Raw genomic sequence first — 25,033 nt, forward strand, 5'->3', positions numbered from 1 at the left:
GAGCGGGGGGTGCCGACCGGCGCAGGGGGCCCGCTACAGGGCGCCGGTTTCGGCCGCCGCCGCGCGCAGCGCCGCATGGGCCAGCGCCATCTGCTCGGGCCGGCCGATGGAGATCCTGATGCAGCGATCGAGCACTGGCACAGTCGGTTTACGTACGAAAATTCCCTTATCGAGCAGGGCCTTGAGCATGGCGTCGGCCCGGGCGGCCCCGCCGCAATCGATGGCGAGGAAATTGGTCGCCGAGGGGATGGCGGCAAGGCCCAGTTCGGCCACCAGTTCGGCGAGGGCGCGGCGGTTATCCCCGATCTTATCCACAACCGCCCGCATATGATCCGCATCGGCCAGCGCGGCGCGGGCGGCGATCTGGGCCAGGGCGTTGACGCCGAAATGGTTGCGGATGCGGTCGAACAGCGCGATGGCGCCGGGTTCCCCGAAGCCATAGGCCACCCGCATGCCGGCCAGCCCATAGGCCTTGGAAAAGGTGCGGAAGCGGAGGAGATTGGGCCGCAAGAGGGTCGAGGGGGGCAGGGTGCCCTTGGGCGCCGTCTCGCCATAGGCCTCGTCGAGGACGATCAGCGTCTGGCCCGGCACGCGGGCGATGAAATCCTCGACCGCCGCGCGCGGCCACCAGGTGCCCATGGGGTTGTCGGGGTTGGCGAGATAGACGATGGCGGTCGGCATCGCGCGGGCGGCTTCGGCCAGGGCATCGAGGTCCTCGCGGTCGTCGCGATAGGGCACGGTCACCAGTTCGGCCCCTTGCGCGGCGACGTGGTAGTTGAAGGTCGGATAGGCGCCCAGCGAGGTCACTACCCGGTCGCCCGGTTCGAGATAGAGCCGGCAGACAAGGCCCAGCAGCCCGTCAATGCCCTCGCCCACGGTGATCGCATCGCGCGGCAGGTCCAGATGGGCGGCCAGCGCCGCGCGCAACTCGAAGGCTTCGGAATCGCCATAGGTCCACACGTCACCCGCATGGGCGGCGATGGCCGCGACCACACGGGGCGAGGGGCCGAAGGCGTTCTCATTGGCCCCCAGCCGGGCCCGGAAGGGGCGGCCGGTCCGGCGCTCGATCACTTCGGGCCCGACAAAGGGCACCGTGGCGGGGAGGGCGGCGATCACCCCGGCGGGCCGGGGCGCGACGGGCCCCTCGCTCACCGGGCCAGCCCCAGCATCTCGTCCTGGCGCTGGCGCAGGGCGTAGAGCTTGGTCGTCGTGTCGGGGGTGGCGTTGGCCCGGGTCAGCAATTGTCCCTTGGCGATGGGGGCGGTCACCCGCCCGCCTTCGAGCAGGCCCACAGGGATTGCCGCTTGCGCCCGCGCGTCGCCTACCGTCATGACGAACGAGCGGTAGCAGGTCTCCCCGATGGCATCGAGCGGCTCGCCCGGGTTGAGGTCGCGCTTGGCCACGGCGCAGACCTCGGCCACCGGATTGGACAACGGCACCATGTCGGCCTTGCCGTGCAGCATGATGCGCGCCGCGGTCAGCGGCACTTCGAGGCTGGTGAGGTGATAGGGGCGGTAAAAGCCGTAATAAGGCCCCACCCCCACATGCAGGTCGTCCATGCGCTCGACGACGCGGGGATGGGTCGCCTTGGCGATGACGAAGACGCCCGGCGCCACCCCCTTGCCGATGGTGTAATCGACGACGCCGGAGCGGTTGAGCACCCCGCCATCGGCCTTGGGGATGAGGATTTTGGGAAGGGAATCGCGGTCGGCATCGGGGCCGTGCATGCCGGCGATGTCGGGCACCAGCCCGGTGGCGTTGGCGATGGCCGCCATCTCCACCATGGTCTTGGAGCCGTCGATGAATTCGACCAGCATGCGCGGGTTCATGTTGCGGCGCGTGGCTTCCTCGATATAGTCGGCCGGCACCGCGTCGTGGTCGAGGGGATTGTTCTTGCCCTTGCCCGCCGCGACGATCTCCAGCCCCAACGCCGAGACGAATTCGATCAGCTCCATGCAGGAGGAGGGCTCGTCTCCCGCCCCCACCGAATAGATCACCCCCAGCCGGTCGGCCTCGTGCTTGAGATAGGGGCCGATGGTGACGTCTGCCTCGACATTCATCATCACCAGATGCTTGCCGTGCTCCATGCCCAGAAGGTCGAAATCGGCGCCCACTCCCGGCTTGCCGGTGGCGTCGATGATCACGTCGACCTCGGGGGCGGTGACCATCAGCTCGGTATCCGCGGTCACCGCGATGCGGCCCTGGTCGATGGCGGCGCTCATGGCGGCGCGGGAATCGGTTTCGCGCGCATGGTCCTGCCCGGCCCCCTCGCCATAGGCGATGTCCATGGCCGCCATGGCGGTATGGGGGCGGCGTGTGGCGATGGCGGCGATCTCGATGCCCTCCATCAGCGAAACCTGGGTCACGAGGTCGGTGCCCATTTCGCCCGACCCGATGAGGCCGAGCCGGATCGGTTTGCCCGAACGGGCGCGATTGTGAAGATCGAGGGCGATGCCCGTCTTGCTGATTGTCATGTCCCTGGGACTCTGAGGGAAAGGGTGTCTTGGGGCTTACCTATTCCATTTTGACCCAAAGGGAAACGTCATCGCGGCAAGGGCTTCAATTTGTGCCGCCACGCGGGCAATATGGCCGCGCCCCACCAGAGGAGTGCCCATGGACCCCTTCGTCAAGTTCGCCGTCAGCGAGGCCTGCGGCATCGTCACCCTGGCCCGGTCCGGCGCCATCAATGCGCTCACCGCCGAGATGATCGCCGACGTGCTGGATACGCTCCACGACTGGGAGCGCGATCCGGGCATCGCCATGGTGGTGATCGAGGGCGAGGGGGAAAAGGGGCTGTGCGCCGGCGGCGACGTGCGGGCCACGCGCGAGCTGGCCCTGGCCGGCAGGGTGGAGGCGGTCGGCGCCTTCTTTGCCGACGAATACCAGATGAACGGGCTCATCTCGAGCTTTCCCAAGCCCATCGTCGCCCTCCAGCACGGCATCGTCATGGGCGGTGGGATCGGCATTTCCAGCCATGCGCGCTATCGCGTGGCGACGCTCGATGCCCGTTTCGCCATGCCCGAGGGGGCCATCGGCTTTTTCTGCGATGTCGGGGTCAATGCGCTGCTCTACAAGACCGGGGAGGCGCGGGCCCTGGCCTTCCTCCTCTCGGGCCAGACCGTGGGGGCGGCCGATGCCATCGGGCTGGGGCTGGCCGATGCCGCCGTGCCGCGCGCCGCGCTGGGCAGCCTGCGCGACCGGCTGATCGAGGCTTCGGTGGCGGGCGATCTCGACCTCGCCATAGCCGCCGCCATCCAGGCCGAGGCGGACGATCCGGGTGTGGCAGGGTTCTGCGCCCTGGCCGATACACTCGCCCCCGCGTTCGAAAAGCCCGACGCCGAGGCCATCCTCGCCGAATTGCGCGATCTGGGCGATGATGGGGACCCCGGCGCGGCGGCGCTTTACGGCGCCATTGCCGGCCATTGCCCCACCAGCGTCGTGGCGACGCTGCTCTCCCATCGCCTGGCCCGGCGGCAGCGCGACGTCATGGCCATTCTGCGCACCGATCTGGCGCTGGCCAGATGGATGGCGCTGCGGCCCGATTTCGCCGAAGGGGTGCGCGCCGTCCTGGTCGACAAGGACCGCCGGCCCAGATGGTTGCCCGATCGGCTGGCCGATGTGGACAGGGTGGGGCTTGATGCGCTGCTGTCGCCCGTGCCGGCTCAGGCGGAGCGGTAGGGCCCGTATTGGTTGTCGCCGGGCTCGGAGGGGCGGCTCAACCACCAGATCATCAGGACGGTCAGCACCAGTTGCAGCACGCCCATCGCCAGCATGCCGAAGGCGCCAAGCATGGCGGCCGGGCCGATCAGCGCGCCGGGATCGCCAGTCCGCACCTCGAGCATGGTGAAGGCGAACACCCCGCCAAAGGCGAACAGCATGAAGGCGAAGGACAGCAGCATGGGCGCCAGCACGTACCAGCCCGGCCGCCCCGTATCGTGCATGCGGCGCCAGGCCACGGTGAGGGTGGGAAACAGCACGGCGAGGTGGAACAGGCCCGAGAGCACCCGCCGTCCTTCCCCGGTTTGCGGATCGATCCCGAAGATCAGCCAGTCGATGATGGAAAACCCGATGCCGCCCAGGATGACGAACAGGATGAACCACCAGAATTCCGATAGCCGTGCCCGGCCGGTAAAGACGAAATAATTGGCAAAGCCGGCCTTGATGGCCTCGACGAACCCCATGGTTCCCTCCCTCGCTCGCGCGGGGGACCCTAACTCAGGGTGGCGCGGGACGCTATGGTTTACGGTTTCTTAAACGCTTTTTGGCGACACTCGCGGCAGTTTCGAACCCCGCCCGGAGTCCGTTCGTCCATGGCCACGCCGCCAATCCAGTCCGTCGCGCTGCCGCGCATCGTCGACCTCGATGCGCTCGACGCCCTGCGCGAGGCGCTGCTCGATGCACTCCATGCGGGCCCGGTGGAGATTTCCGCCGCTGCGGTGGAGCGGATGTCCACCAATGGGCTGTTCATGCTGCTCAGCGCGGCGGAGACGGCGCGGCGGGCGGGCTCGGAGCTTTCGATCGTAAAGACCAGCGATGCGGTGCGGGCCGCCATTGCAAGGCTTGGCCTCGCCGAGGCCTTCGCTCCGCTCTCAAGGGACAGATGACCAAGATGCGCGTTCTCACCGTCGATGATTCCCGGACCATTCTGGCCATGCTGCATCACACCCTCACCAATGCCGGCTTCGAGGTGATCCAGGCCGAGAACGGCCAGGTCGGGCTCGACATGCTCGGCCGCCAGGAGGTCGACGTGGTGATCACCGACATCAACATGCCGGTGATGGACGGCATCGAGTTCATACGGAATGTCCGGGCCACCGGGCGGCATCAGAGCCTGCCCATCCTGATCCTCACCACCGAGACCAGTCAAGACAAGCGCGATCAGGGCCGCGCCGCCGGCGGCACCGGCTGGATCGTCAAGCCCTTTGATCCCGAAAAGCTCATTTCCGTCATCAACAAGGTCGTCCATTGACGGTTCTCTAAACGCTCAATCTGGGGGTGGCTGCGGCAACCATGAGTGACCTCGACGAATTCAAGGCCACCTATTTCGACGAATGCTCGGAACTGCTGCTCGAACTCGAGGAGCAGTTTTCCGCCATTCAGGACGGCGATCGCGAGGCCGGGCGGCTCAACGCGGTGTTCCGCGCCATCCATTCCATCAAGGGCGGGGGCGGGGCCTTCGGCTTCGACGCGCTGGTCCGCTTCGCCCACAGCTTCGAGACCCTGCTCGACTATGTGCGCGAGGGCCGGATCGAACTGGGCGAGGACGTGGTGGTCCTGTGCATCCGTTCGATCGACATCGTGGCCGATTTCGTCGCCGCCGCGCGCAGCGGGGAGGCCCTCGCCGCCGATTACGGGGCGGAAGAGAAAGCCCAGTTCGACGCTCTGGCGCGGGGCGAGGTGGCCCCCGCACCCGATGACACGGCGCCGATGGAGGATTTCGACATCGACTTCACCCCCGTCGCCGTCGATCTCGATTCGGCCCGGCCGGCCCCGTCCGACGGGCGCGCCCTGTGGCATATCGATTTCCTGCCGCTTCCCACGCTCTATGAGCGCGCCAACGATCCGCTGCTCTTGTTCCGCGAATTGGCGCTGCTCGGGGAGATGCAGGTCACCGCGCGGCCGACCTCCATCCCGGCGCTGGCCGATTTCGAGCCCTTCGGGGTCTATTGCGGCTGGGCCCTCGAACTGCGCTCCGAGACCGCCACGGAAGCGGCCATCCGCGAAGTGTTCGAATTCGTCGAGGGCGATTGCCTCATCGATATCGCGCGGCAGGACGCTGCCGAGGCCGACGAAGACGCTGTGCCCAGCTTCGCGGCGCTGGCCGAGCTGGCCAAGGCCGAACCCCGCGCCCCGCGCGCGCCCGAGCCGGAAGCGCCGGCCGACCTCACCGCCATGCTCGCCGACGCCCTCTCGGAGTCGGCCCCTGCCGTCGCCGCGCCGCCGCCGCCCTCCCGCCCCGCCGAGACCGACGAGAGTGCCAATCCCGGCCGGCCGGTCGGCATGGCGTCGATCCGGGTCGATCTCGACAAGGTCGACCGCGTGGTCAACATGGTGGGCGAGCTGGTCATCACCCAGTCCATGCTCACCCAGCAGATGGACGACGCCATCCGCGACCGCTACCAGGAGCTGGTGCGCGGGCTCGAGGTGCTGGCCCAGACCACGCGCGGCCTGCAGGACGCGGTGATGGCCATCCGGGCCCAGCCGGTCAAATCGGTGTTCTCGCGCATGCCGCGCCTGGTGCGCGAATTGTCGGGGCGGACCGGCAAGAAGATCCGGCTCGAAACCATCGGCGAGAACACCGAGATCGACAAGACGGTCATCGAGCAATTGTCCGATCCGCTCACCCATATGGTGCGCAATTCCGCCGATCACGGCATCGAGGACCCGGCGGCGCGCCTCGCCATGGGCAAGCCCGAGACCGGCACCATCAGGCTCTCGGCCGAACAGGCCGGCGGCAATATCCTCATCGCGGTCGAGGATGACGGGCAGGGGATCGACCGCGAGCGCGTGCTCGCCCTGGCGCGCAAGCGCGGCGTCGTCGCCCCCGACCAGCAACTGACCGAGGAGCAGATCGACAATCTGATCTTCGCGCCGGGCTTTTCCACCGCCTCGGAGGTCTCCGACATTTCCGGGCGCGGGGTGGGGATGGACGTGGTGCTTTCCAACATCAAGAAGATCGGCGGCTCGGTGCATGTGCGCTCCTTTGTCGGCAAGGGCACGCGCATGACGCTGCGCCTGCCGCTGACGCTTGCGGTGCTCGACGTCATGCTGGTCAAGGTGGCCGGCTGCCCCTATGTCATCCCGCTCTCGTCCATCGTCGAGACCATCCAGAATTCACGCGCCGATTTCGGCACCATGCCCTCGGGGGGCAAGGTGCTGCAGGTGCGGGGCGAATATGTGCAGGTGGTCGATCTCGCCAGCCGCTTCGCGCTGGAGACCGGGGAGGAGGAGGCCGACCGCTTCGTCGTCCTGTGCGAGGCCGAGGGCAATTCCAAGATCGCGCTGGTGGTCGACGACATCATCGGCCAGCAGCAGGTGGTGATCAAATCGCTCGAGGAGAATTACGAGCGCATCGAGGGCATCGCCGGCGGCACGATTCTGGGCGACGGTAACGTTGCGTTGATTGTTGACGTGCAAAGTCTCAAGTCGACGAACGCGCACCGCACCGCCGCCTGACGGCGTGCGCCAGAACGAGGGTGAGACATGGAAGCGCTGGGCATCCGCGACGATTATCACGACAGCACCGCAGCCACGAGCCAGAACGCGCTGCAGCTCATCGCCTTTTCCATCGATGAGCAGATCTATGGGGTCGAGATCACCACGGTGCGCGAGATCCGCGCCTGGAACGGGGCGACGCCCCTGCCCAATACGCGCGACTATGTGCGCGGGGTGATCAATCTGCGCGGCACCATCGTGCCGATCTTCGACCTGCGGGCCCGGTTCGGCGACGGCAAGACCAATCCCACCAAGAACCATGTGGTGGTGGTGATGAGCGTCGGCGACAAATGGATCGGCATTCTGGTCGATGCGGTGTCCGACATCCTCACCGTGTCGCGCGACGACATCCACGCGGTTCCCGAGGGCAATTCCATCGATACCGAGCTGCTCAATGGCATCGTCACCCATGAAAACGGCATGGTGGGGCTGATCGACCTCGCCGCCGTGGTCGCTGGGGCGCGCACCGACGCCTGAGCGACGGATCGGCCCCGTTTCCCCAAAAACCCGCCCATGTGGCGGGTTTTGTCGTTTCAGGGCCGGCTCAGAAGAATTCGATCTCGCCGGGCTTGGCGCGGGCGGCGAGGCCCGACAGCGCTTCGTCGCGCAATTCGTCGAGGGTGAGGGCTGACCACACATCCGCGCCGCTCCGCGCGGCGTCGGGGGCATGCTCGGCCATCTGGCGCACCGCCTGGGCCATGTTGCGGCAGCGCTGCTCGATCCGGTCCTGCATCTGGAGGGCGACGACGATCTGGCGCATGGCGGTGGCGCGGGCCGTGGCGCCGTCGAGCGTCGGGTCGTCCAGGGTCCTGAGGCTCGCGGCGATGCCCTCGACCATCTCGGCGGTCTGGCGCGCCGTTTCGTCCAATTCCCTGGCCAGTCTGTGCAAAACCATCAAATCCTCTCGCGCCCGATCCCCTCACCAAACAGGGGACCTTAGCCCCAACTTCTAAACCGATGCTTGCCACCGCCGCGCCTTTCTTCCTTCTCCCCTGGTGGGAGAAGGTGGATCGGACCGTAAGGTCCGAGACGGATGAGGGGGGCGCAGCGCTTCACCAAGTACCCACGCACCCTAATCGCCCCACTACCCGCCATGGTCCGTACACATCCATCCCCAGGGTTAGGAAAAGCCTAACAAATGCGGCGCTAGGGTTGGGGGCGCTCAAGGAACACCCTCTATGCTTTCCCCCGTCCGGCCCGAGAGCCTGTCTCGCGGCATCGTCACCACCGTTCACCAGGGCGATTGCCTCGTCTCGGGCGTGTCCGAGACCACCTTCTCGACGGTGCTGGGCTCCTGCGTCTCGGCCTGCGTGCGCGATGGCGTGGCCCGGGTCGGGGGCATGAACCACTTCCTGCTCGGCACCCAGTCGGGCTCCTCGCGCGACCGCTTCGGGGAATCGGCGCGCTATGGCGCCTTCGCCATGGAGCAATTGATCAACATGGTCCTCACCCAGGGCAGCGGACGCAAGGCCAATCTGGAATTCAAGGTGTTCGGCGGCGGCAATATCCATGCGGGCATGAACGATGTGGGGCGCAAGAACATCGAATTCGTCCGTCAGTTCCTCGCCGATGAAGGCTATGGCATCGCCAGCGAGGATCTGGGGGGGAGCTATGCCCGCCGGGTGCTGTTCCAGCCGGTCACCGGGCGCGCCTTCGTCAAGCGCCTCGACAGCACCGATACCGCGCGGCTGGGCCATGAGGAACTGGCCATCGCCCGCCGCCAGGCCATCCGCCCGGCCAGCGACGATATCGAATTGTTTTGAGTGTTTCCAGGACAGGTGGGCACCACTTGTCCGGTTCGGAAACGCGACAAGCAAGGACCTAATTCTTCCTTACCGCCGCAGCCGCTCGCACACCAAGCGTTAACCATAGGCGGGTAGCGTGGGTCGACCCGTGACCGTTCTGGATGCCCGATGCGACGTCCGCGCCTCGTTGCCGCTCTGCTTGCGCTTTGGTCCGCCACTCTGGCGGTCGCGCTCTGGGTTGCCGTGTCCTTTGCGGCGCGCCCCGACTGGCCGCTGATCGTCGCGGGGCTCTGGGCCGCCACCATCGCTGTCTCCTTCGCCGCCGCGATCCTCGCCGAGCGCGCCCAGCGCCGGGCCCTCTCCTGGCTCGGGGATGCGGTGGGGGAAGGGGCCATCGGGCGCAGCGAGGAAATGGCCTATGTGCAGGCGATCATCGCCGGGCTGTGCCAGCGGCTCGAACGGGCCGGGACCTATTCCACCGCCTTCGAAGCCCTTGCCCGCCCGGTCATGCTGGTCGATGGCGATGGCGTGATCCTCAAGATGAGCGCCGGGCTCACCGCGTTGGCCCCCGAATGCGCGGAAACCGACACCGCCACGGCGCTGCTCGGCCTCCCCATCGATCTGGACCCCGCCCCGACCGTCCTTCTCACCCGCCTTGCCGACCAGCGCTTCCGCGCCACCGCCACCCCGCTGGGGGGAGAGCGCTGGCTGATCGAGCTCGACCGGCCCGGCGTGGTCGTCGCGCCCGCCGCCCTTGCCGGGCTGGCCGACGCTCTCGCCGGGGGCGACACCGGCCATCGCATCGCCGAACCCCACCTGCTCGACGCCCCCGAGCTTGAAGCGGTCAATGCCGGCCTCGTGGCCCTCGATACCGCGCTGGCCCGGTTCGACGCGCTGGCCGAGGGCGACAGCGCGGCCCTTGCCGGCGCCAACGATCCGCTCTCGATCCGGCTGGGCGCCCTTGCGGCGCGCTTCGATGCGCTGGGGGCCGAGCGCGATGCGGCGCGGGACCGCTATCGCACCGCCCGCTCCCGGCTTACGCAAATCGACGCGCTGGTCGAGACCTGCCGCACCAGCGCCGCGGCGCTGTCGCAGGCCGCCGCGGCGGCGCGGGCCCATATGGACAGCGCGCAGGCCGAATTGGGGCAGGGGCGCTCGGCCGCCGCCCGGCTGGAAGAGGAGAGCGGGGCGTTGGCGCCCCGGACCGATACCGCCCTGGCCGCCGCCCGGCAGACCCGCTCCCGCGTCGAGGCGCTGGACCGTCTGGTCGGGCAGATCGATACGCTGGTGGCCGGCATCGAGAATGTGAGCTTCCGCACCAATCTCCTGGCGCTCAACGCCGCCGTCGAGGCGGCGCGGGCCGGGGAGAAGGGGGCGGGCTTCGCCGTGGTGGCCGCCGAGGTGCGCGAACTGGCCCAGGCCAGCGCCAAGACCTCGAAGCAGATACGCGCCCTCGTGCGCACCGGGCGCGAGGATTTCGACCGGGGCCTCGCCGAGGCCGAGGGGCTGGCCGAGACCGTGGACGCCCTCACCGCCAATTTACGGAATCTAAGGGAGGGAGCCGCGATGATCGACACAAGTCTCGCAGCGGGCGGGGCGGCGATCGCGGCGGCGGACGGGGACATCGCCCGTATGGGCGGGATGGCCGAACGCCAGGCCGAAGCGCTCCGCGAGGACGACGAAGATGGCGCATGGTCCCGGGCAGCGGCCCGGGGGTAGGCAGGAATGGGCATGGTGGATATCGGCGAATTCGCATTGAGCGACAGGGAGTTCACGCGCATACGGCAGCGGGTGTACAAGATCGCCGGCATCTCGCTCTCCGATGCCAAGCGCACGCTGGTGGTGTCGCGGCTCTCCAAGATCGTGCGCGCCCTGGGGCTGCCGGGCTTTGACGCCTATATCGATTTCCTCGACCATGGCGGCAGCCCCGCCGACGATCAGGCCTTCGTCAACGCGCTGACCACCAATCTCACGCGCTTTTTCCGCGAGGACCATCATTTCGATCACCTGAGGACCCATGTGGGCGAACTGATCGCCCGGCCGCAGCGTGTGGGCAAGGGCGGGCGGCCGCGCCTGCGCATCTGGTCGGCCGGATGCTCGACGGGGCAGGAGCCCTATACCATCGCCCTCGCCCTCCTCGCCGCCTTTCCCGATCTCGGCCGCTGGGATTTCCGCATCCTTGCCACCGATATCGATTCCAGCGTCATCGCCCGGGCGGCCGAGGGGATCTATCCGGCGGGCGAGCTCAATGGGCTCTCGGCCCAACGCCAGGCGCTGTTCGAGCGGGGCCCGCGCGGCGAGGTCCGCATCCCGTCCGCGGCGCGCGAGGTGATCACCTTCAACCTGCTCAACCTCATGGCCCCCTGGCCGTTCAAGGGGCCGTTCGACGCCGTGTTCTGCCGCAATGTGGCGATCTATTTCGACAAGCCGACCCAGGGCCGGCTGTTCGACCGGCTGGGGGAGGTTCTGGCCCCGGACGGCTTCCTCTATATCGGCCATTCGGAAAACCTCCAGGCCGTCTCCAAGGGTTTTAAGCTGGTGGGCAAGACCGTCTATCAGCGCAAATCGATCACCACTGCCAGGGATGCAGCATGAGCGGCCGGATCAGGGTTCTCGTCGTCGATGATTCCGCGCTGATCCGCGAGGTGCTGAGCCGCACCCTCGCCAAGGAGGGCGACATCGTCGTGGTGGGCACGGCGCAGGACCCGCTCGATGCGCGTGAGAAGATCAAGGCCCTCGCCCCCGATGTCGTCACCCTCGATATCGAGATGCCCAACATGAACGGGCTGGCCTTTCTGCAAAAACTCATGCGGCTGCGCCCCATGCCGGTGGTGATGGTCTCGACCCTCACGACGCGTGGGGCGTCCGAGACCATGCTGGCGCTGGAGCTGGGCGCGGTGGATTTCGTCGCCAAGCCGGGGCCCGACACGCCGGGCGGCATCGAGGAGTTCGGGGCGGTGCTGCGCGAAAAGGTGCGCCACGCCGCCCAGTCCGACGTGCTGGCCCGCGCTCCCGAGGCGGCGGTGCCCGAATTGCCGCTCAGGACAGCGGCGGCGCCCGAGGGGGCGCTGGTCGCCATCGGCGCCTCGACCGGCGGGGTGGAAGCCATCCGCCAGGTGCTGGCCGCGATGCCCCCCGATTGCCCGCCCATCGTCATCGCCCAGCACATGCCCAAGGGGTTCACGGCGCGCTTCGCCGCCCGGCTCGACGAGCTGGTGCCGGTGGGGGTGGTCGAGGCGGCCGATCGCATGGTGCTCGAACGCGGCCGCGCCTATGTGGCGCCGGGCGATCATCACCTGCGGGTGGAGCGCAGCTCGGGCCAGCTCAAATGCCGCGTCTCCCAGGACGAGACCATGTCGGGCCACCGGCCCAGCGTCGACGTGCTGTTCCATTCGGTGGCGCGGGTGGCCGGGCCGATGGCGGTGGGGGCCATCCTCACCGGCATGGGGCGCGACGGCGCGCAGGGGCTCAAGGCCATGCGCGAGGCGGGGGCCTTCACCATCGGGCAGTCGCGGGGCTCGGCGCTGATCTACGGCATGCCCAAGGCCGCCTTCGAGATCGGGGCGGTGGTCGAGGAGGCGCCGCTGGAGCGCATCGCCGGCCGTCTGGCCGCCGCGCTCCTCAAGCTCAGAACTGCCGCCTGAAATTTCGAATATGGTAACCCTTGCGCCTTAGTCTCGCCACAAGTGACCATCCAGGGGCGGACGGGCAGGGGACGACCCGGCCGACCCTATAAGCAAAAGCTGGAAGACAATGCCCAAGGCCAGTGCCGTTTCCGTTCTGATCGTCGATGACCAGCAATCCATGCGCGGCATCTGCAAATACATCCTCACCCAACTGGGCTTTAAGGACATCATCGAGGCCAAGTCCGGGCGCGATGCGCTGACCAAGCTCGAAAAGACCAGTGTCGACCTCATCATCTCGGACTGGAACATGGATGATGTGGACGGGCTCACCCTGCTCAAGGTGATCCGCAAGCATCCGCGCACCCAGGCGCTGCCCTTCATCATGGCCACCGGCCGCTCCGACAAGGAGCAGGTCAAGGAGGCCATCGAATGCGGGGTCAACAACTACATCATCAAGCCCTTCGATGCCGCCACCATGAAAAAGCGCATCGAGGCGGTGATCGGGGCGCTGAGCTAGCCCATGGCGCGCAAGACCATCGGGCTGGTCGCCCATGACGACAAGAAGGACGACATGGTGGCCTTCGCTCGGGACAACCGCGAGCGCCTGGCCGGGTTCGATCTCGTGGGCACCGGCACCACCAGCGGGCGGGTGGCGGCGGGCACCGGGCTCGCGATCCACGCCCTCAAGAGCGGCCCCCTGGGCGGGGACGCGCAATTGGGCGCGATGATCGCCGAGGGCCGGCTCGACGCGCTGATCTTCTTCATCGATCCCCTCAGCGCGCTGCCCCATGACGTGGACGTCAAGGCGCTGACCCGGCTGGCGACCCTCTACGACATTCCCGTCGCCTACAACAAGTCCACAGCCCAGGCGATTCTCGGTGCGCTTTGAGTTGACCGGATCGGCCGCTTGTGACCAGATGCCGCAATTCCACCAGCGTGGCATTCCAGTGCGATAACGATCGGGGGCAAGGCGCAATTTGGCGAGTGATACGGTAATCGAGGTCCGCAACGTCTCCAAACGGTTCGGAGGGCTGACGGCTGTCTCGAACTGTTCGCTCGAGGTGGCGCGCGGATCGATCACGGGGCTGATCGGGCCCAACGGGGCGGGCAAGTCGACGCTGTTCAACATGGTGGCGGGCAATTTCCCCCCGACCAGCGGCGCGATCATCTTCGACGGCGAGGACATCACCGGGCTCAAGCCCCATGAACTGTTCCGGCTGGGCATGCTGCGCACCTTCCAGATCGCCCATGAATTCTCCCAGATGACGGCGCTCGAAAACCTCATGATGGTGCCGGGAGACCAGCCAGGCGAAAACCTCGCCGCCCTGTGGTTCCAGCCCGGCAAGGTGGCGGCGCGCGAGGCGGAAGTGCGCCGGAAGGCCCTCGACGTCATCGATTTTCTAAAACTCGGCCATGTGCGCAACGAGTTGGCCGGCAATCTCTCGGGCGGGCAGAAAAAGCTGCTCGAACTGGGCCGCACCATGATGGTCGACGCCAAGGTGGTGCTGCTCGACGAGGTCGCGGCGGGGGTCAACAAGACCCTGCTCAACGATCTCGCCGCCAATATCGAGCGCATGAATTCCGAGCTCGGCTACACCTTCTTCGTCATCGAGCACGACATGGACCTGATTGCCCGCCTGTGCGATCCGGTGATCGTCATGGCGCAGGGCGAGGTGATCGCCAAGGGCACCATGGAGCAATTGCGCGCCAATCCCATGATCGTCGAGGCCTATTTCGGCGGCCCGGTGGAGGTCGCCCGATGAGTCTCATCGCGCTGGACAAGCTGGTCGCCGGCTATGGCGGCGCCCCGATCCTCAACGGGGTCGACATCGCCATCGAGGCCAGCGATATCGGGGTGATCGTCGGCCCGAACGGCGCGGGCAAGTCGACGACGCTGAAGGCGATCTTCGGCCTTCTGACCGTCACCGGGGGCAGCGTCACCTTCGCGGGGCAGGACATCACCAATTTCGAGGCCGACCGGCTGGTGCCGCTGGGCCTCTCCTTCGTGCCGCAGGAACACAATGTGTTCACCTCGATGACCGTGCACGAGAATTTCGAGATGGGCGCCTTCATCCGGCGCGACGATCTCAGCGACAGCCTCGACATGGTCTATGAGATGTTCCCCGACCTCAAGGCCAAGCGCCGCCAGCCGGCCGGCGAATTGTCCGGCGGCCAGCGCCAGATGGTGGCCATGGGCCGGGCGCTGATGAGCCGGCCCAAGCTGCTGATGCTCGACGAGCCCTCGGCGGGCCTCTCTCCGCGCTACATGATGGAAATCTTCGAGCAGGTGGTCAAGATCAACGCCGCCGGCGTCGGCATCCTGATGGTCGAGCAGAACGCCCGCCAGGCGCTGGCCTTCGCCACCAAGGGCTTCGTGCTCGCCAATGGGCAGAACCGCTTCACCGGCACGGGGCAGGAGCTGCTCGACGATCCCGAGGTGGCGAGGAGCTTTCTGGGAGGATGATCCGCCGCGCAAGACGAGACATGGGGACCGCACCCGTCCATGCCGCAGGAACGATAAGCACATGAACGATTTCATCTTCTTTTTCAATCAGGCGATCATCGGCGGCGTGGTGCTCGGCTCGGTCTATGCGCTGGGCGCGGTCGGGGTCACGCTGATCTTCGGCATTCTGCGCTTCGCCCATTTCGCCCATGGGGACATGATGACCATGGGGGCCTTCATCGCCTTCGTCCTGGCCGGGGCGGTGGCGGCCATGGGCATCGCCTTCCCGCTGCCCACCGGCTTTATCGTCGTGCCCTTCGCCATGGTCATCGCCGCGGTCTTCGCGCTGGGGATCGACAAGGGCTTTTACGCCCCCCTGCGGGCCCATGGGGCCAAGCCGGTGACGCTGCTGATCGCCTCGATCGGCGTCACCATGATGATCCAGGGCCTGATCCGGCTGATCTTCGGGGTCGGCACCTATTCCTTCTTCGAGACCCAGCCCAAGAAGCTCATCCGCATCGACCTGCCCTTCGAGGGCGTCACGCGGCCGATCTCGTTTTCCGAGCCGCAATTGCTCCTGGTGCTGTCCACCATCGTCGCGGTGGTGGCGCTGCATTACTTCCTCACCCGCTCGCGGCTGGGCAAGGGCATGCGCGCCATGGCCGACAATCCCGATCTGGCCAAGGTCTCGGGCATCAACACAAGGCTGGTGGTGCGCGTCACCTGGGTGATCGCCGGCGCGCTGGCATGCCTCGCCGGCACCATGCTGGCGCTGGACGTTTCGCTCAAGCCGGACCTCGCCTTCAACATCGTGCTGCCGATCTTCGCCGCCGCCATCCTGGGCGGGTTGGGCCATGCCTATGGCGCCATCGCGGGGGGCTTCGTCCTTGGATTTGCCGAGACGCTGGCGGTGTTCAACTGGGCGGTGGTGTTGCGGCCGTTCCGCGACGCCCTGCCCGAATGGATCGAAATCCCCAATACGCTGTCCCTGGTGCAGTCCGAATACAAGCTCACCGTGGCCTTCGTCATCCTCGTCGTCGTGCTCTTGGTGCGCCCGACCGGGATTTTTAAGGGAGCCTCCACATGACGATGCGTTACATCACCGTCTTTGCGGCGCTGGTCGCACTGATCGTCGGCGTCGCCATGACCATGGGCTCGGCCTTCACCATGCGCCTTCTGGTCGAGGCCTCCGCCTATGCGCTGATCGCGATGGGATTGAACATCCAGTGGGGCTTTGGCGGGCTGTTCAATTTCGGCATTCTGGGCATGCTGATGGTGGGCGGCTTCGCCGTCACCTTCGTTTCCTATCCGGTCAACCACGCCTTCTGGCAGTCGGCGGGGCCGCTGATGCTCGGGCAGGTCGTCCTCGGGGCCGCCATCGGCGCGGTGCTGATCTGGTTCGCCCATCGGGTGCAGCGCTTCGGCGTCACCGGCGCGGCGCGCGGGGCGGTGATCGTCGTCGCCTGGTTCATCGCCTATGTGATCTTCCGCAGCCAGATGGACCCGGCGGCCAATTACATCACCTCGACCTCGGGCTGGGTCGGCGGGCTGGGCCTGCCGGTGCTGCTGGGCTGGGCGTTCGGCGGGGTTCTGGCCGGGCTGATCGGCTATCTGGTGGGCAAGGTCAGCCTGGGGCTGCGCGCCGACTATCTCGCCATCGCCACCATCGGCATCGCCGAGATCCTGCGCGCGGTGATCAAGAACCTCGAATGGCTGACCCGCGGCACGCTCACCGTCTCGCCGATTTCCTGGCCGGTGCCCAATCCGCAATTCTACCAGGCCAATGGGGCCGATATCACCACCAGCTTCATCCTGGCCCGGGGCGGCTTTCTCGCCGTGGTCGCCGTGGTGGTGCTCATCGCGCTGTTCCTCATCCACCGGGCCTATGTGGGGCCGTGGGGGCGGATGATGCGCGCCATCCGCGACAACTACATCGCCGCCGGCTCCATGGGCAAGGACGTCACTGGGCGCCAGCTGGAGATCTTCGTCTTCGGCTCGGTCCTGATGGGCATTGGCGGGGCCATCCTCGTCTCCTTCGTGGGCATCTACGATCCCTCGAGCTTCCAGCCGATCAACCACACCTTCATCATCTGGGTGATGCTGATCGTCGGCGGGGCGGGCAATAATTTCGGCGCCCTGTTCGGCGGGCTGTTCATCTATATGGTGTGGATGCTGTCCGAGCCCCTGGCCCAGAGTCTCTTCACCACGCTGAGCGGCTGGAGCGCCTCGCAGGGCTGGGGCGCCATCCCCGATATCGAGACCCGCGCCGTGCAGATGCGCGTCTTCGTCATGGGGCTGATCGTCGCCATCTCCCTGCGCTTCGCCCCCAGGGGCCTGCTGCCCGAATTCATCAAGCGCAACGACTGACCCTTTTCCCCAACGAAAAAAAGCCCGGAGCGCAGCGCTCCGGGCTTTCGTATCTCGGACGGGCCGAGGGCTTATTCGATGACGCCGATCTCGACGAAGGCGCCGTCCTGGATGACTAGTTCGACGATGACGCCTTCGATGTCGCCGGCTTCGTCGAAGTCCATATTGCCGCCGGCGCCTTCATAGTCGATGTCCTGGCCGGCCGCGATCAGCTCCTTGGCCTTTTCCCATTCGCCCGGCAGGATGGTTTCGCCCGGGGCGGTGGAAATTTCGCGCAGCGCTGCCGAGAGTCCGGCGCGGTCGGTCGAGCCGTTCTTTTCGATGGCGAGCGCCAGCATGAAGGCGGCGTCATAGGCCTGGGGGGCGTAGATGGCGCCGGCGTCGATGCCGGCCTCGCCGGCCAGTTGCCCGAACACGTCGGCCGACTGGCCTTCATAGGCACCGGCGCGGGTGACGATCATGCCTTCGAGCGCCGAGGCGTCGACCCCGGTGAACAGGTCGTCGCCGACCATGCCGTCGCCGCCGACATAGGTTTCGAAATTGCCCGATTCCAGCGCCTGGCGCAGCAGGGTCTGGCCCGAGGACGAGGCATAGGCGAGCACGACGAGGTTCATCGAGCCCGAGGAGGCCAGCGTGCCCAGCTCGGCGCGGTAGTCGGCCTTGAGGTCCTCATGGGCCAGATTGGCCATCACCGAGCCGCCGCCGGCCTCATAGGCCGTGACGAAGGCATTGGCGAAGCCCGCACCATAGTCGTTGTTCACATAGGTCAGCGCCACGTCATTGATGCCCTTGGCGAGCAGCAGGTCGGCCATCTTCGTGCCCTGGAAGGCGTCGGACGGGGTGGTGCGGAACACGAGGTCGTTGTCGTCCAGCGTCGTGAGCGACGGGGCGGTGGAGGCGGGCGAGACCATCACCACGCCGCCGGGAATGCCGGCCGATTGCGCGCCGCCGACCGTCTCGCCGGTGCACAGCCCGCCCACGATGGCGGTGACGTTGTCGGAGTTGATCAGGCGGTCGGCCGCATTGGCGCCGCCGGTCGCGTCGCAGGCGGAGTCGGCGGTGATCATCGAGAGCGTGCCGCCATCGAGAAGGCCGCCCTGGGCGTTGACCTGGTCGACGGCCATCTGCGCACCTGCGACGATGCCCGGCGCCATGGATTCGATGGGGCCGGTCAGCCCGCCGAGAAAGCCGATCGTGGCATCCTGGGCCAGGGCGGGGGCGGCGACCGACAGAACGCTGGCCGCGACCGCAAGGGTCAGAGATTTTTTGATGTGACGCATGATTTCCCTCAAAAAAAGTTTTCGTCGGGATGTGCCCGCCCCGTGCCGCCTTTCGGCACGTCCCCGGTTCGGGCAGCCCCGACGGATGAGCCCCCTCGCTGGTGGCCCTTCCGGAGGACAGCATTGCACGAAGGCGGCGGCGAAGTCATCAGGATTCGCCACGCGATTTTCGTGATCGGCCAGTTGCTTAACCCCGGCCGATTTGCCAGTTTGGACCCTTGAGCCCCCCTTCGCCCAGGATGCTGCCGCCGTGCGCCGTCTCGCCCCCATCGCCCTTGCCGTCCTCGCCGCCCTCGCCGGCCCGGCCCTGGGGCAGTTCGAGGTACTGCCGCCGCCTCCCGCCGCCGCGCCTTCTGCCGCGTCCGACGACACCACGCCGGTGAAGGCGGCGCTTCCCGCCTGCGGCGCCGACCCCTTCACCATCGCCGAGATGGGCTGGCCCTCGGCCGCCATCCTCGCCCATATCCACGCGGCGATCCTGCGCACCGAGTTCGGCTGCAGCGTGCGACTGGTGCCGGGCGAGCCGGAATCGACCCTCTCGTCCATCGCCACCACCCGCCAGCCCGCCGTTGCCCCCGAGCTCTGGGTGTCGCGCCAGGCCGAGGTGTGGAACGGGGCCATGCGCGCCTCCAGCGCCCGGGCGGCGGCGCCGACCTTTTCCGGCGGTCCGCTCGAAGCCTGGTTCGTGCCGCGCTATGTGATCGCGAACAATCCCGGCCTCGCCGCCTCGGCCGATCTCGTCGACCACTGGCGCGTCTTCGCCCCGCCGGGTGGTGAGCGGGCCCGCCTGCTCTCGTGCCCGGCCGACTGGGCCTGCGCGGTGATGACCGCCAACCTCGCCGGGGCGCTCGGCCTCACCGGGCGCTTCGACATCGTCACCCCCCTCGACCGCTTCGATCTCGACGGGCGGATCGGGGAGGCGGTGGCGCGGCGCGAGCCGGTGCTGGCCTATTACTGGCAGCCCAATGCGCTGGTCGAAACCCTCGACCTCGTGCCCCTCGACATGGGTGCGGTCGATACGACCAGCGTGCAATGCATGGGCATTTCCGGCTGCATCCCCTTCGAGCCCTCGGGCTTTCCCCCCGATACGGTGGTGATCGCGGTGGCCGAATGGGTGTTCGCCCAGGCTCCCGATGTCGCCGATTATTTCGCCCGCGCCTCCATGCCGGTCGAGGAGATGAACCGGCTGCTGGCCTGGCAGGCCGAGCAGGAGGCGGCCCCCGATGCGGTGGCGCAGCATTTCCTCATCAGCGGCCGCGACATCTGGCGCCAATGGGTCGGCACCGCCCCCGAAGCCGAGCCCGGCCCGGACGCCGAATAACCATCCCTTAACCCTGAAAGACCCGCCACGGGCCAGTGTCGCAGGACTGTCATACAAGGGCGCGATAGTCGCGGCGCGGGCGCTCTCTGTCGTGGCACATGGCCCTATCCTCTTGATTGCACTGAATTAATCTCTCCCGATTCACGGCGCGTTAAAGCGTCTGGGCTAGTCTCGCGCGATCTATGACGGACGGCCGGGACCATGCGCACCGAACTTTCGCTGACCAATATCCTTGCCGTCTATCGCGGAACGGCGCTCGCGGCGGGCAGTGTGGCCGTGGCCATCATGGGGGCGGCCGGGGCCGGCCTCGCCGCCCTGGCGCTCGAAGGCGACTATGTGCCGGCCGCGCTGGTGGGCGCCGGTCTTCTGGGCCTCGCCCTGCTCGGCATCGTGGTGCTGGGCTATTTCTCCCTGCGTCACGCGCTGCTGCTGGCGGAAAAGCAGCGCCGCGACCTGCTCGATTCGCTCAATCGCGACGCGCTGACCGGGGCCTTGACGCGCAAATATTTCCTCGACCGGCTGCGCGAGATGGTGCGCCAATGCGACAGCCAACCGGTGGCCTATGTGCAGATCGACATGGACCACCTCAAAGCGATCAATGACGGCAGCGGGCACGCGGCGGGCGATCAGGCGCTGGTGCGGCTGGCCCGCGCCCTCGCCGAACTGATGCCCGGCGCGGTGATCGGGCGGCTGGGGGGCGACGAATTCGGGCTCGCCCTGCCCGGGGTCACCTCCAAGGCGGCCCTGCGGCGCCTCGGGGAGCGCCTGCTCGAAGAGCTCGACCGGCCCCGGCCGCTGGCCGGGCGCGACATGCGCCTCTCGGCCTCGCTGGGCATCGCCCTCGCCCCCGAGGATGCGGGCGACGCCGATACGCTGATCTCCAAGGCCGATCTGGCGCTCTACAAGGGCAAGAACAATGGCCGCGGCGCCGTGGTCGCTTTCGACCGCGAGCTTTTGACCGAGGAGCGCCACCAGCGCTTCGTCGAGCGCGAATTGCGCGCCGCCATCCTGATGGACGAGCTCGAACTCTATTACCAGCCGGTGAGGACCGTGGATGGCGGGCTGCGCTCGGTCGAGGCGCTGCTGCGCTGGCGCCATTCGGTGCGCGGCATGATCTCGCCGGCCGCCTTCGTCCCCATCGCCGAGCAGTCCGACCTGATCGGCAAGCTGGGCCAATGGGTGCTGCGCCGCGCCTGCGCCGATTTCCCGCTGCTCGGGGTGCCCGCCGTCGCCGTCAACGTCTCGGCGGCCGAATTGCGCAATCCCGATTACGCGGCCCATTTCGCCGAAGAGATCGCCAATGCCGGCCTGCCGGGGGAGAATTTCATCGTCGAGATCACCGAAACCGCGCCGTTGCAGAAAAATTCCGCCGAACGCAAGAACCTCGAATTCCTGCGCGCCCTCGGGGTGCGGATCGCCGTCGACGATTTCGGCGCCGGCCATGCGAGCCTGGGTTACCTGCGCGACCTCTCCTTCGACATCATCAAGATCGACCGGGCCTATGTGGCCGAAATCACCTCGCGCCCGGTGGATTCGATGATCGTGCAGTCGATCTGCCGCATCGCCGCCGATCTGGGGGTGGCGGTGATCGCCGAGGGGGTGGAAACCCCCGAGCAGCACGCCGTGCTGGCCGAGTTGGGCTGCACCGGGTTTCAGGGCTTCCTTCTGGGCCGTCCGGAGCCGCTGGAAACCATCCTCGCCGCCGAGGGCCGCGCCGTCGCCGCCGCCTGAGGAACGCCATCGGCCCTCTGTTGCACAATCGCGGAATTGGCGGCTATAACAGCACCCGATCGGTGCATGGCCCCAGCGGGAGCAAGGTTTTGGATATCAAGAAGATCAACGAGAGCATCAGCGTCTGCGGGCAGATCGGCCCCGAGGATGTCGAGGCGATCAAGGCCGCCGGCTATGTGGCGATCATCAACAACCGGCCCGATGGCGAGGCCGAGGACCAGCCCGCCGGCGCCGAGCTGGCCGCCGCCGCCCAAAAGGCCGGCATCGCCTATCACGAGATTCCCATGGGCCGCGAGGGCGTCAGCCCGGACATGGTGGCCCGCACCAGCGCCATCCTCGCCGAGAGCGACGGCCCGGTCTTCGCCTTCTGCCGCTCCGGCACCCGCTCAACCACCTTGTGGGCGCTGAGCCAGGCGGGCAAGGACAGCGCCGAGGCGATCATCGGTTCGGCGGCCCAGGCCGGCTACGACATGAGCCATCTGGCCGCGCATCTGGACAAGCCGCTCTCCTAGGCTATCCGGGATCAGCGCGAGCCGCGTCTCCGGTTCGACCGCACCCGGTCCCTGGACGGATTTCCCATCGCGCCCTCCGGCAAGGCGGGCGTGCGCTCCGGCGTGAACAGGGTGCCGGCAATCGCCCGGTTCGCGTCCCCACATCATCAAGGGGTACTGCATGTCGATATCGAAGGTTTTGGTTGCGAACCGGAGTGAGATTGCGATCCGCGTGTTTCGTGCGGCCAATGAGCTGGGTCTGGGGACGGTTGCTGTGTTCGCGGAAGAGGACAAGCTGGCGCTGCACCGGTTCAAGGCGGACGAGGCGTATCTGATCGGGCAGGGGCTGGGGCCGGTCGAAGCCTATCTGCAGATCGAGGAATATATCCGCGTGGCGCGGCTATCGGGGGCGGACGCCATCCATCCCGGTTACGGTCTGTTGTCCGAAAGTCCCGAATTTGCCGAGGCCTGCGAAGATGCGGGGATCGTCTTTATCGGACCCAGGGCCCAGACCATGCGCGATCTGGGCAACAAGGTCGCGGCGCGCCAGATGGCGATTAAGGCCGGGGTGCCGGTGGTGCCGGCCACCGAGCCCCTGCCCGACGATCTCGATGCGGTCGAGAAGATGGCCGAGGCGATCGGTTATCCCTTGATGCTGAAGGCCAGCTGGGGCGGGGGCGGGCGCGGCATGCGGCGCATCACCGATCCCAGACAATTGCGCGCCGACGTCTCGGAGGGCAAGCGCGAGGCGAAAGCGGCGTTCGGCAAGGACGAGATGTATCTCGAAAAGCTGGTGGAAAAGGCCCGCCATGTCGAGGTGCAATTGCTCGGCGACGACCATGGCAATCTGGTGCATTTGTTCGAGCGCGACTGCTCGGTGCAGCGGCGCAACCAGAAGGTGGTCGAGCGCGCCCCGGCCCCCTATCTCGATGACGCCGCGCGAAAAGCGCTGACCGACGCGGCCTTGCGGCTGGGCAAGGCGGCCAATTATCGCTGCGCCGGCACGGTCGAGTTCCTGATGGATGCCGAGACCGATCAGTTCTACTTCATCGAGGTCAATCCGCGCATCCAGGTCGAGCATACGGTCACGGAAGAAGTGACCGGCATCGACATCGTCAAGGCGCAGATCCGGGTGATGGACGGGGCGGTGATCGGCACGCCGGACTCAGGCGTGCCGGTTCAGGAGGAGATCACCCTGCACGGGCACGCGCTGCAATGCCGGGTGACGACGGAAGACCCGGAAGAGAACTTCATCCCCGATTATGGCCGCATCACCGCCTATCGCGGGGCGACGGGGTTCGGGGTGCGGCTGGATGGCGGCACGGCCTATTCGGGGGCGGTGATCACCCGCTATTACGATCCGCTCTTGGAAAAGGTCACCTGCTGGGCCCCGACCCCGGAAGAGGCCATCGCCCGCATGCACCGCGCCCTGCGCGAGTTCCGCATTCGCGGGGTATCGACCAATCTGGCTTTCCTTGAAAACATCGTCACGCACCAAAACTTCCGCGACAACACCTATACGACGCGGTTCATCGACGAGACCCCGGCGCTATTCGATATCGAAAAGCGCAAGGACCGGGCCACCAAGCTCCTGACCTATATCGCCGATGTGACGGTCAACGGGCATCCCGAAGTCCGTGACCGCCCGCGCCCACCCGAACACGCCGCCGCCCCTGTGGTGCCCGACTATCCCCCGCTCGAGAGAGTCGAGGGCAGCCGGCAGGTCCTCGAACGCGACGGCGCGGCGGGGCTCGCGGCATGGATGAAGGCGCAGACCCGCGTGCTCTTTACCGACACCACCATGCGCGACGGGCATCAGAGCCTTCTGGCCACCCGCATGCGCTCTTTCGACATGCAGAGGATCGCCGGGGCCTATAGCCGCGGTCTGCCCAATCTCCTCTCGCTCGAATGCTGGGGCGGGGCGACCTTCGACGTTGCCATGCGGTTTTTGAACGAGGACCCGTGGGAGCGCCTCGCGAAAATCCGCGAGGGGGCGCCCAATATCCTCACCCAGATGCTGCTGCGCGGCGCCAATGGCGTCGGCTACACCAACTACCCCGACAATGTGGTCAAATTCTTCGTCAGGACCGCCGCCCAGGGGGGCATCGACATCTTCCGCGTCTTCGACTGCCTCAACTGGGTCGAGAACATGCGGGTGGCCATGGACGCGGTGATCGAGAGCGGCAAGGTGTGCGAGGGCACCGTCTGCTACACCGGCGACATGCTCGACCCCGAGCGGTCGAAATACGACCTCAAATATTACGTCGCGCGGGCCAGGGAACTGGAAGCGGCCGGGGCGCATGTGCTGGGCCTCAAGGACATGGCCGGGCTGATGAAGCCGGCGGCGGCCAGAACGCTCGTCGCGACCCTCAAGCAGGAGATCGGCCTGCCCATCCACTTCCACACCCACGACACCTCGGGTGCCGCCGCGGCGACGGTGCTGGCGGCCTGCGAGGCGGGGGTGGATGCGGTGGACGCGGCCATGGATTCGTTCTCCGGCACCACCAGCCAGCCGACGCTGGGTTCGCTGGTCGCGGCGCTCAAGGGTGGCGCGCGCGACGCTGAACTCGACCCCAAGGCCATCCGCGAGATCTCGTTCTACTGGGAGGCGGTGCGCACCCAGTACCGGGCTTTTGAATCCGATCTCAAAGGCGGGGCCTCGGAGGTCTATCTGCACGAGATGCCGGGCGGCCAGTTCACTAATTTGAAGGAACAGGCCCGCTCCATGGGGCTGGAGACCCGCTGGCACGCAGTGGCCCAGACCTATGCCGACGTCAACCAGATGTTCGGCGACATCGTCAAGGTGACCCCGTC

Annotated in this window: 24 protein-coding genes; 19 read left to right on the plus strand and 5 right to left on the minus strand. The window is 67.2% G+C overall.

Translation table 11 applies throughout. From position 1 onward, the window contains the following. Positions 1-33: 33 nt before the first annotated feature. Both DVH29_RS13365 and DVH29_RS13370 read right to left on the minus strand, forming a co-directional pair. On the minus strand, positions 34-1,152 hold the full coding sequence (locus DVH29_RS13365; protein WP_114646689.1) for a pyridoxal phosphate-dependent aminotransferase: 1,119 nt from the start codon (positions 1,150-1,152) through the stop codon (positions 34-36). Next, a complete protein-coding gene (locus tag DVH29_RS13370) occupies positions 1,149-2,474 on the minus strand; it encodes an NAD(P)H-dependent oxidoreductase (protein WP_114646690.1) in 1,326 nt (441 codons plus the stop codon). The genes DVH29_RS13365 and DVH29_RS13370 overlap by 4 nt, the downstream gene beginning before the upstream one ends. Before the next feature lie 139 nt (positions 2,475-2,613). Between DVH29_RS13370 and DVH29_RS13375 the strand changes: the two genes are divergently transcribed. Beyond that, complete coding sequence (locus tag DVH29_RS13375) at positions 2,614-3,678, plus strand: enoyl-CoA hydratase/isomerase family protein (protein ID WP_114646691.1); 1,065 nt, start codon at positions 2,614-2,616, stop codon at positions 3,676-3,678. Here DVH29_RS13375 and DVH29_RS13380 read toward each other — a convergent pair. Next, a complete protein-coding gene (locus DVH29_RS13380) occupies positions 3,663-4,181 on the minus strand; it encodes a DUF805 domain-containing protein (RefSeq protein WP_114646692.1) in 519 nt (172 codons plus the stop codon). The genes DVH29_RS13375 and DVH29_RS13380 overlap by 16 nt on opposite strands. Positions 4,182-4,310: 129 nt before the next feature. Here DVH29_RS13380 and DVH29_RS13385 point away from each other — a divergent pair, with 129 nt between their 5' ends. From DVH29_RS13385 to DVH29_RS13400, 4 genes are read left to right on the plus strand one after another with little or no spacing between them, the layout of a single operon-like run. Further along, positions 4,311-4,604, plus strand: coding sequence for an STAS domain-containing protein (locus DVH29_RS13385; protein WP_158541675.1), 294 nt, complete (start codon positions 4,311-4,313; stop codon positions 4,602-4,604). Further along, positions 4,601-4,969, plus strand: coding sequence for a response regulator (locus DVH29_RS13390; RefSeq protein ID WP_199562594.1), 369 nt, complete (start codon positions 4,601-4,603; stop codon positions 4,967-4,969). The genes DVH29_RS13385 and DVH29_RS13390 overlap by 4 nt, the downstream gene beginning before the upstream one ends. Positions 4,970-5,010: 41 nt before the next feature. Then, positions 5,011-7,176, plus strand: a complete 2,166-nt coding sequence (locus tag DVH29_RS13395; RefSeq protein WP_114646694.1) for a chemotaxis protein CheA — start codon at positions 5,011-5,013, stop codon at positions 7,174-7,176. A gap of 27 nt (positions 7,177-7,203) precedes the next feature. Next, a complete protein-coding gene (locus DVH29_RS13400) occupies positions 7,204-7,692 on the plus strand; it encodes a chemotaxis protein CheW (protein WP_114646695.1) in 489 nt (162 codons plus the stop codon). Positions 7,693-7,759: 67 nt separating this feature from the next. On the opposite strand, the gene DVH29_RS13405 is transcribed toward DVH29_RS13400, so the two are convergent. Next, on the minus strand, positions 7,760-8,110 hold the full coding sequence (locus DVH29_RS13405; RefSeq protein WP_147276094.1) for a hypothetical protein: 351 nt from the start codon (positions 8,108-8,110) through the stop codon (positions 7,760-7,762). Between the two features lie 283 nt (positions 8,111-8,393). On the opposite strand from DVH29_RS13405, the gene DVH29_RS13410 reads away from it, so the two are divergent. The 10 genes from DVH29_RS13410 (at position 8,394) to DVH29_RS13455 (ending at position 17,396) form a co-directional block, all read left to right on the plus strand. Continuing rightward, positions 8,394-8,978: a hypothetical protein gene (locus DVH29_RS13410; RefSeq protein WP_114646697.1), complete on the plus strand. Its 585-nt coding sequence runs from the start codon at positions 8,394-8,396 to the stop codon at positions 8,976-8,978. Between the two features lie 1,101 nt (positions 8,979-10,079). Next, on the plus strand, positions 10,080-10,679 hold the full coding sequence (locus DVH29_RS16805; RefSeq protein ID WP_439331627.1) for a methyl-accepting chemotaxis protein: 600 nt from the start codon (positions 10,080-10,082) through the stop codon (positions 10,677-10,679). 12 nt (positions 10,680-10,691) lie between these two features. Continuing rightward, positions 10,692-11,555 carry a CheR family methyltransferase gene (locus tag DVH29_RS13420; protein ID WP_199562595.1) on the plus strand — a complete coding sequence of 288 codons (864 nt, stop codon included), beginning with the start codon at positions 10,692-10,694 and terminating at the stop codon, positions 11,553-11,555. Then, on the plus strand, positions 11,552-12,604 hold the full coding sequence (locus DVH29_RS13425) for a protein-glutamate methylesterase/protein-glutamine glutaminase (protein ID WP_114646700.1): 1,053 nt from the start codon (positions 11,552-11,554) through the stop codon (positions 12,602-12,604). The genes DVH29_RS13420 and DVH29_RS13425 overlap by 4 nt, the downstream gene beginning before the upstream one ends. Positions 12,605-12,713: 109 nt before the next feature. Further along, positions 12,714-13,103 (plus strand): response regulator, encoded by a 390-nt coding sequence (locus tag DVH29_RS13430; protein ID WP_114646701.1) that lies wholly within the window; start codon positions 12,714-12,716, stop codon positions 13,101-13,103. 3 nt (positions 13,104-13,106) lie between these two features. Further along, on the plus strand, positions 13,107-13,475 hold the full coding sequence (locus tag DVH29_RS13435) for a methylglyoxal synthase (RefSeq protein ID WP_114646702.1): 369 nt from the start codon (positions 13,107-13,109) through the stop codon (positions 13,473-13,475). A gap of 88 nt (positions 13,476-13,563) precedes the next feature. Next, entirely contained in the window at positions 13,564-14,349 is a 786-nt protein-coding gene (locus DVH29_RS13440; RefSeq protein ID WP_114646703.1) for an ABC transporter ATP-binding protein, read from the plus strand. Further along, on the plus strand, positions 14,346-15,050 hold the full coding sequence (locus tag DVH29_RS13445) for an ABC transporter ATP-binding protein (protein WP_114646704.1): 705 nt from the start codon (positions 14,346-14,348) through the stop codon (positions 15,048-15,050). Before DVH29_RS13440 ends, DVH29_RS13445 begins: the two co-directional genes overlap by 4 nt. A gap of 61 nt (positions 15,051-15,111) precedes the next feature. Further along, complete coding sequence (locus DVH29_RS13450) at positions 15,112-16,116, plus strand: branched-chain amino acid ABC transporter permease (protein WP_114646705.1); 1,005 nt, start codon at positions 15,112-15,114, stop codon at positions 16,114-16,116. Next, the gene (locus DVH29_RS13455; RefSeq protein WP_114646706.1) at positions 16,113-17,396 is read left to right on the plus strand and encodes a branched-chain amino acid ABC transporter permease; all 1,284 of its coding nucleotides are present in this window, start codon (positions 16,113-16,115) and stop codon (positions 17,394-17,396) included. The genes DVH29_RS13450 and DVH29_RS13455 overlap by 4 nt, the downstream gene beginning before the upstream one ends. Before the next feature lie 71 nt (positions 17,397-17,467). Here the strand turns inward: DVH29_RS13455 and DVH29_RS13460 are convergent, their stop codons facing one another. After that, positions 17,468-18,676, minus strand: a complete 1,209-nt coding sequence (locus DVH29_RS13460; RefSeq protein ID WP_114646707.1) for an ABC transporter substrate-binding protein — start codon at positions 18,674-18,676, stop codon at positions 17,468-17,470. 250 nt (positions 18,677-18,926) lie between these two features. On the opposite strand from DVH29_RS13460, the gene DVH29_RS13465 reads away from it, so the two are divergent. The 4 genes from DVH29_RS13465 to pyc form a co-directional block, all read left to right on the plus strand. Next, positions 18,927-19,997: a glycine betaine ABC transporter substrate-binding protein gene (locus DVH29_RS13465; RefSeq protein WP_147276095.1), complete on the plus strand. Its 1,071-nt coding sequence runs from the start codon at positions 18,927-18,929 to the stop codon at positions 19,995-19,997. Positions 19,998-20,198: 201 nt separating this feature from the next. After that, entirely contained in the window at positions 20,199-21,728 is a 1,530-nt protein-coding gene (locus DVH29_RS13470; RefSeq protein ID WP_114646709.1) for a putative bifunctional diguanylate cyclase/phosphodiesterase, read from the plus strand. Positions 21,729-21,817: 89 nt separating this feature from the next. Then, complete coding sequence (locus tag DVH29_RS13475; RefSeq protein WP_114646710.1) at positions 21,818-22,240, plus strand: protein tyrosine phosphatase family protein; 423 nt, start codon at positions 21,818-21,820, stop codon at positions 22,238-22,240. Positions 22,241-22,400: 160 nt separating this feature from the next. Continuing rightward, positions 22,401-25,033, plus strand: a 2,633-nt coding sequence (pyc, locus tag DVH29_RS13480; RefSeq protein WP_114646715.1) for a pyruvate carboxylase, incomplete at its 3' end; no start/stop codon positions are given.

The organism is Pelagibacterium lacus, assembly GCF_003345525.1.
GTDB classification, from domain to species: domain Bacteria; phylum Pseudomonadota; class Alphaproteobacteria; order Rhizobiales; family Devosiaceae; genus Pelagibacterium; species Pelagibacterium lacus.

Coding starts and splice junctions, on each gene's coding strand:
- DVH29_RS13425 (WP_114646700.1), top strand. CDS start 11,552: ATGAGCGGCCGGATCAGGGTTCTCGTCGTCGATGATTCCGCGCTGATC.
- DVH29_RS13435 (WP_114646702.1), top strand. CDS start 13,107: ATGGCGCGCAAGACCATCGGGCTGGTCGCCCATGACGACAAGAAGGAC.
- DVH29_RS13455 (WP_114646706.1), top strand. CDS start 16,113: ATGACGATGCGTTACATCACCGTCTTTGCGGCGCTGGTCGCACTGATC.
- DVH29_RS13375 (WP_114646691.1), top strand. CDS start 2,614: ATGGACCCCTTCGTCAAGTTCGCCGTCAGCGAGGCCTGCGGCATCGTC.
- DVH29_RS13420 (WP_199562595.1), top strand. CDS start 10,692: ATGGTGGATATCGGCGAATTCGCATTGAGCGACAGGGAGTTCACGCGC.
- DVH29_RS13390 (WP_199562594.1), top strand. CDS start 4,601: ATGACCAAGATGCGCGTTCTCACCGTCGATGATTCCCGGACCATTCTG.
- DVH29_RS13370 (WP_114646690.1), bottom strand. CDS start 2,474: ATGACAATCAGCAAGACGGGCATCGCCCTCGATCTTCACAATCGCGCC.
- DVH29_RS13395 (WP_114646694.1), top strand. CDS start 5,011: ATGAGTGACCTCGACGAATTCAAGGCCACCTATTTCGACGAATGCTCG.
- DVH29_RS13380 (WP_114646692.1), bottom strand. CDS start 4,181: ATGGGGTTCGTCGAGGCCATCAAGGCCGGCTTTGCCAATTATTTCGTC.
- DVH29_RS13460 (WP_114646707.1), bottom strand. CDS start 18,676: ATGCGTCACATCAAAAAATCTCTGACCCTTGCGGTCGCGGCCAGCGTT.
- DVH29_RS13430 (WP_114646701.1), top strand. CDS start 12,714: ATGCCCAAGGCCAGTGCCGTTTCCGTTCTGATCGTCGATGACCAGCAA.
- DVH29_RS13450 (WP_114646705.1), top strand. CDS start 15,112: ATGAACGATTTCATCTTCTTTTTCAATCAGGCGATCATCGGCGGCGTG.
- DVH29_RS13405 (WP_147276094.1), bottom strand. CDS start 8,110: ATGGTTTTGCACAGACTGGCCAGGGAATTGGACGAAACGGCGCGCCAG.
- DVH29_RS13470 (WP_114646709.1), top strand. CDS start 20,199: ATGCGCACCGAACTTTCGCTGACCAATATCCTTGCCGTCTATCGCGGA.
- DVH29_RS13445 (WP_114646704.1), top strand. CDS start 14,346: ATGAGTCTCATCGCGCTGGACAAGCTGGTCGCCGGCTATGGCGGCGCC.
- DVH29_RS13385 (WP_158541675.1), top strand. CDS start 4,311: ATGGCCACGCCGCCAATCCAGTCCGTCGCGCTGCCGCGCATCGTCGAC.
- DVH29_RS13410 (WP_114646697.1), top strand. CDS start 8,394: ATGCTTTCCCCCGTCCGGCCCGAGAGCCTGTCTCGCGGCATCGTCACC.
- DVH29_RS16805 (WP_439331627.1), top strand. CDS start 10,080: ATGGACAGCGCGCAGGCCGAATTGGGGCAGGGGCGCTCGGCCGCCGCC.
- DVH29_RS13400 (WP_114646695.1), top strand. CDS start 7,204: ATGGAAGCGCTGGGCATCCGCGACGATTATCACGACAGCACCGCAGCC.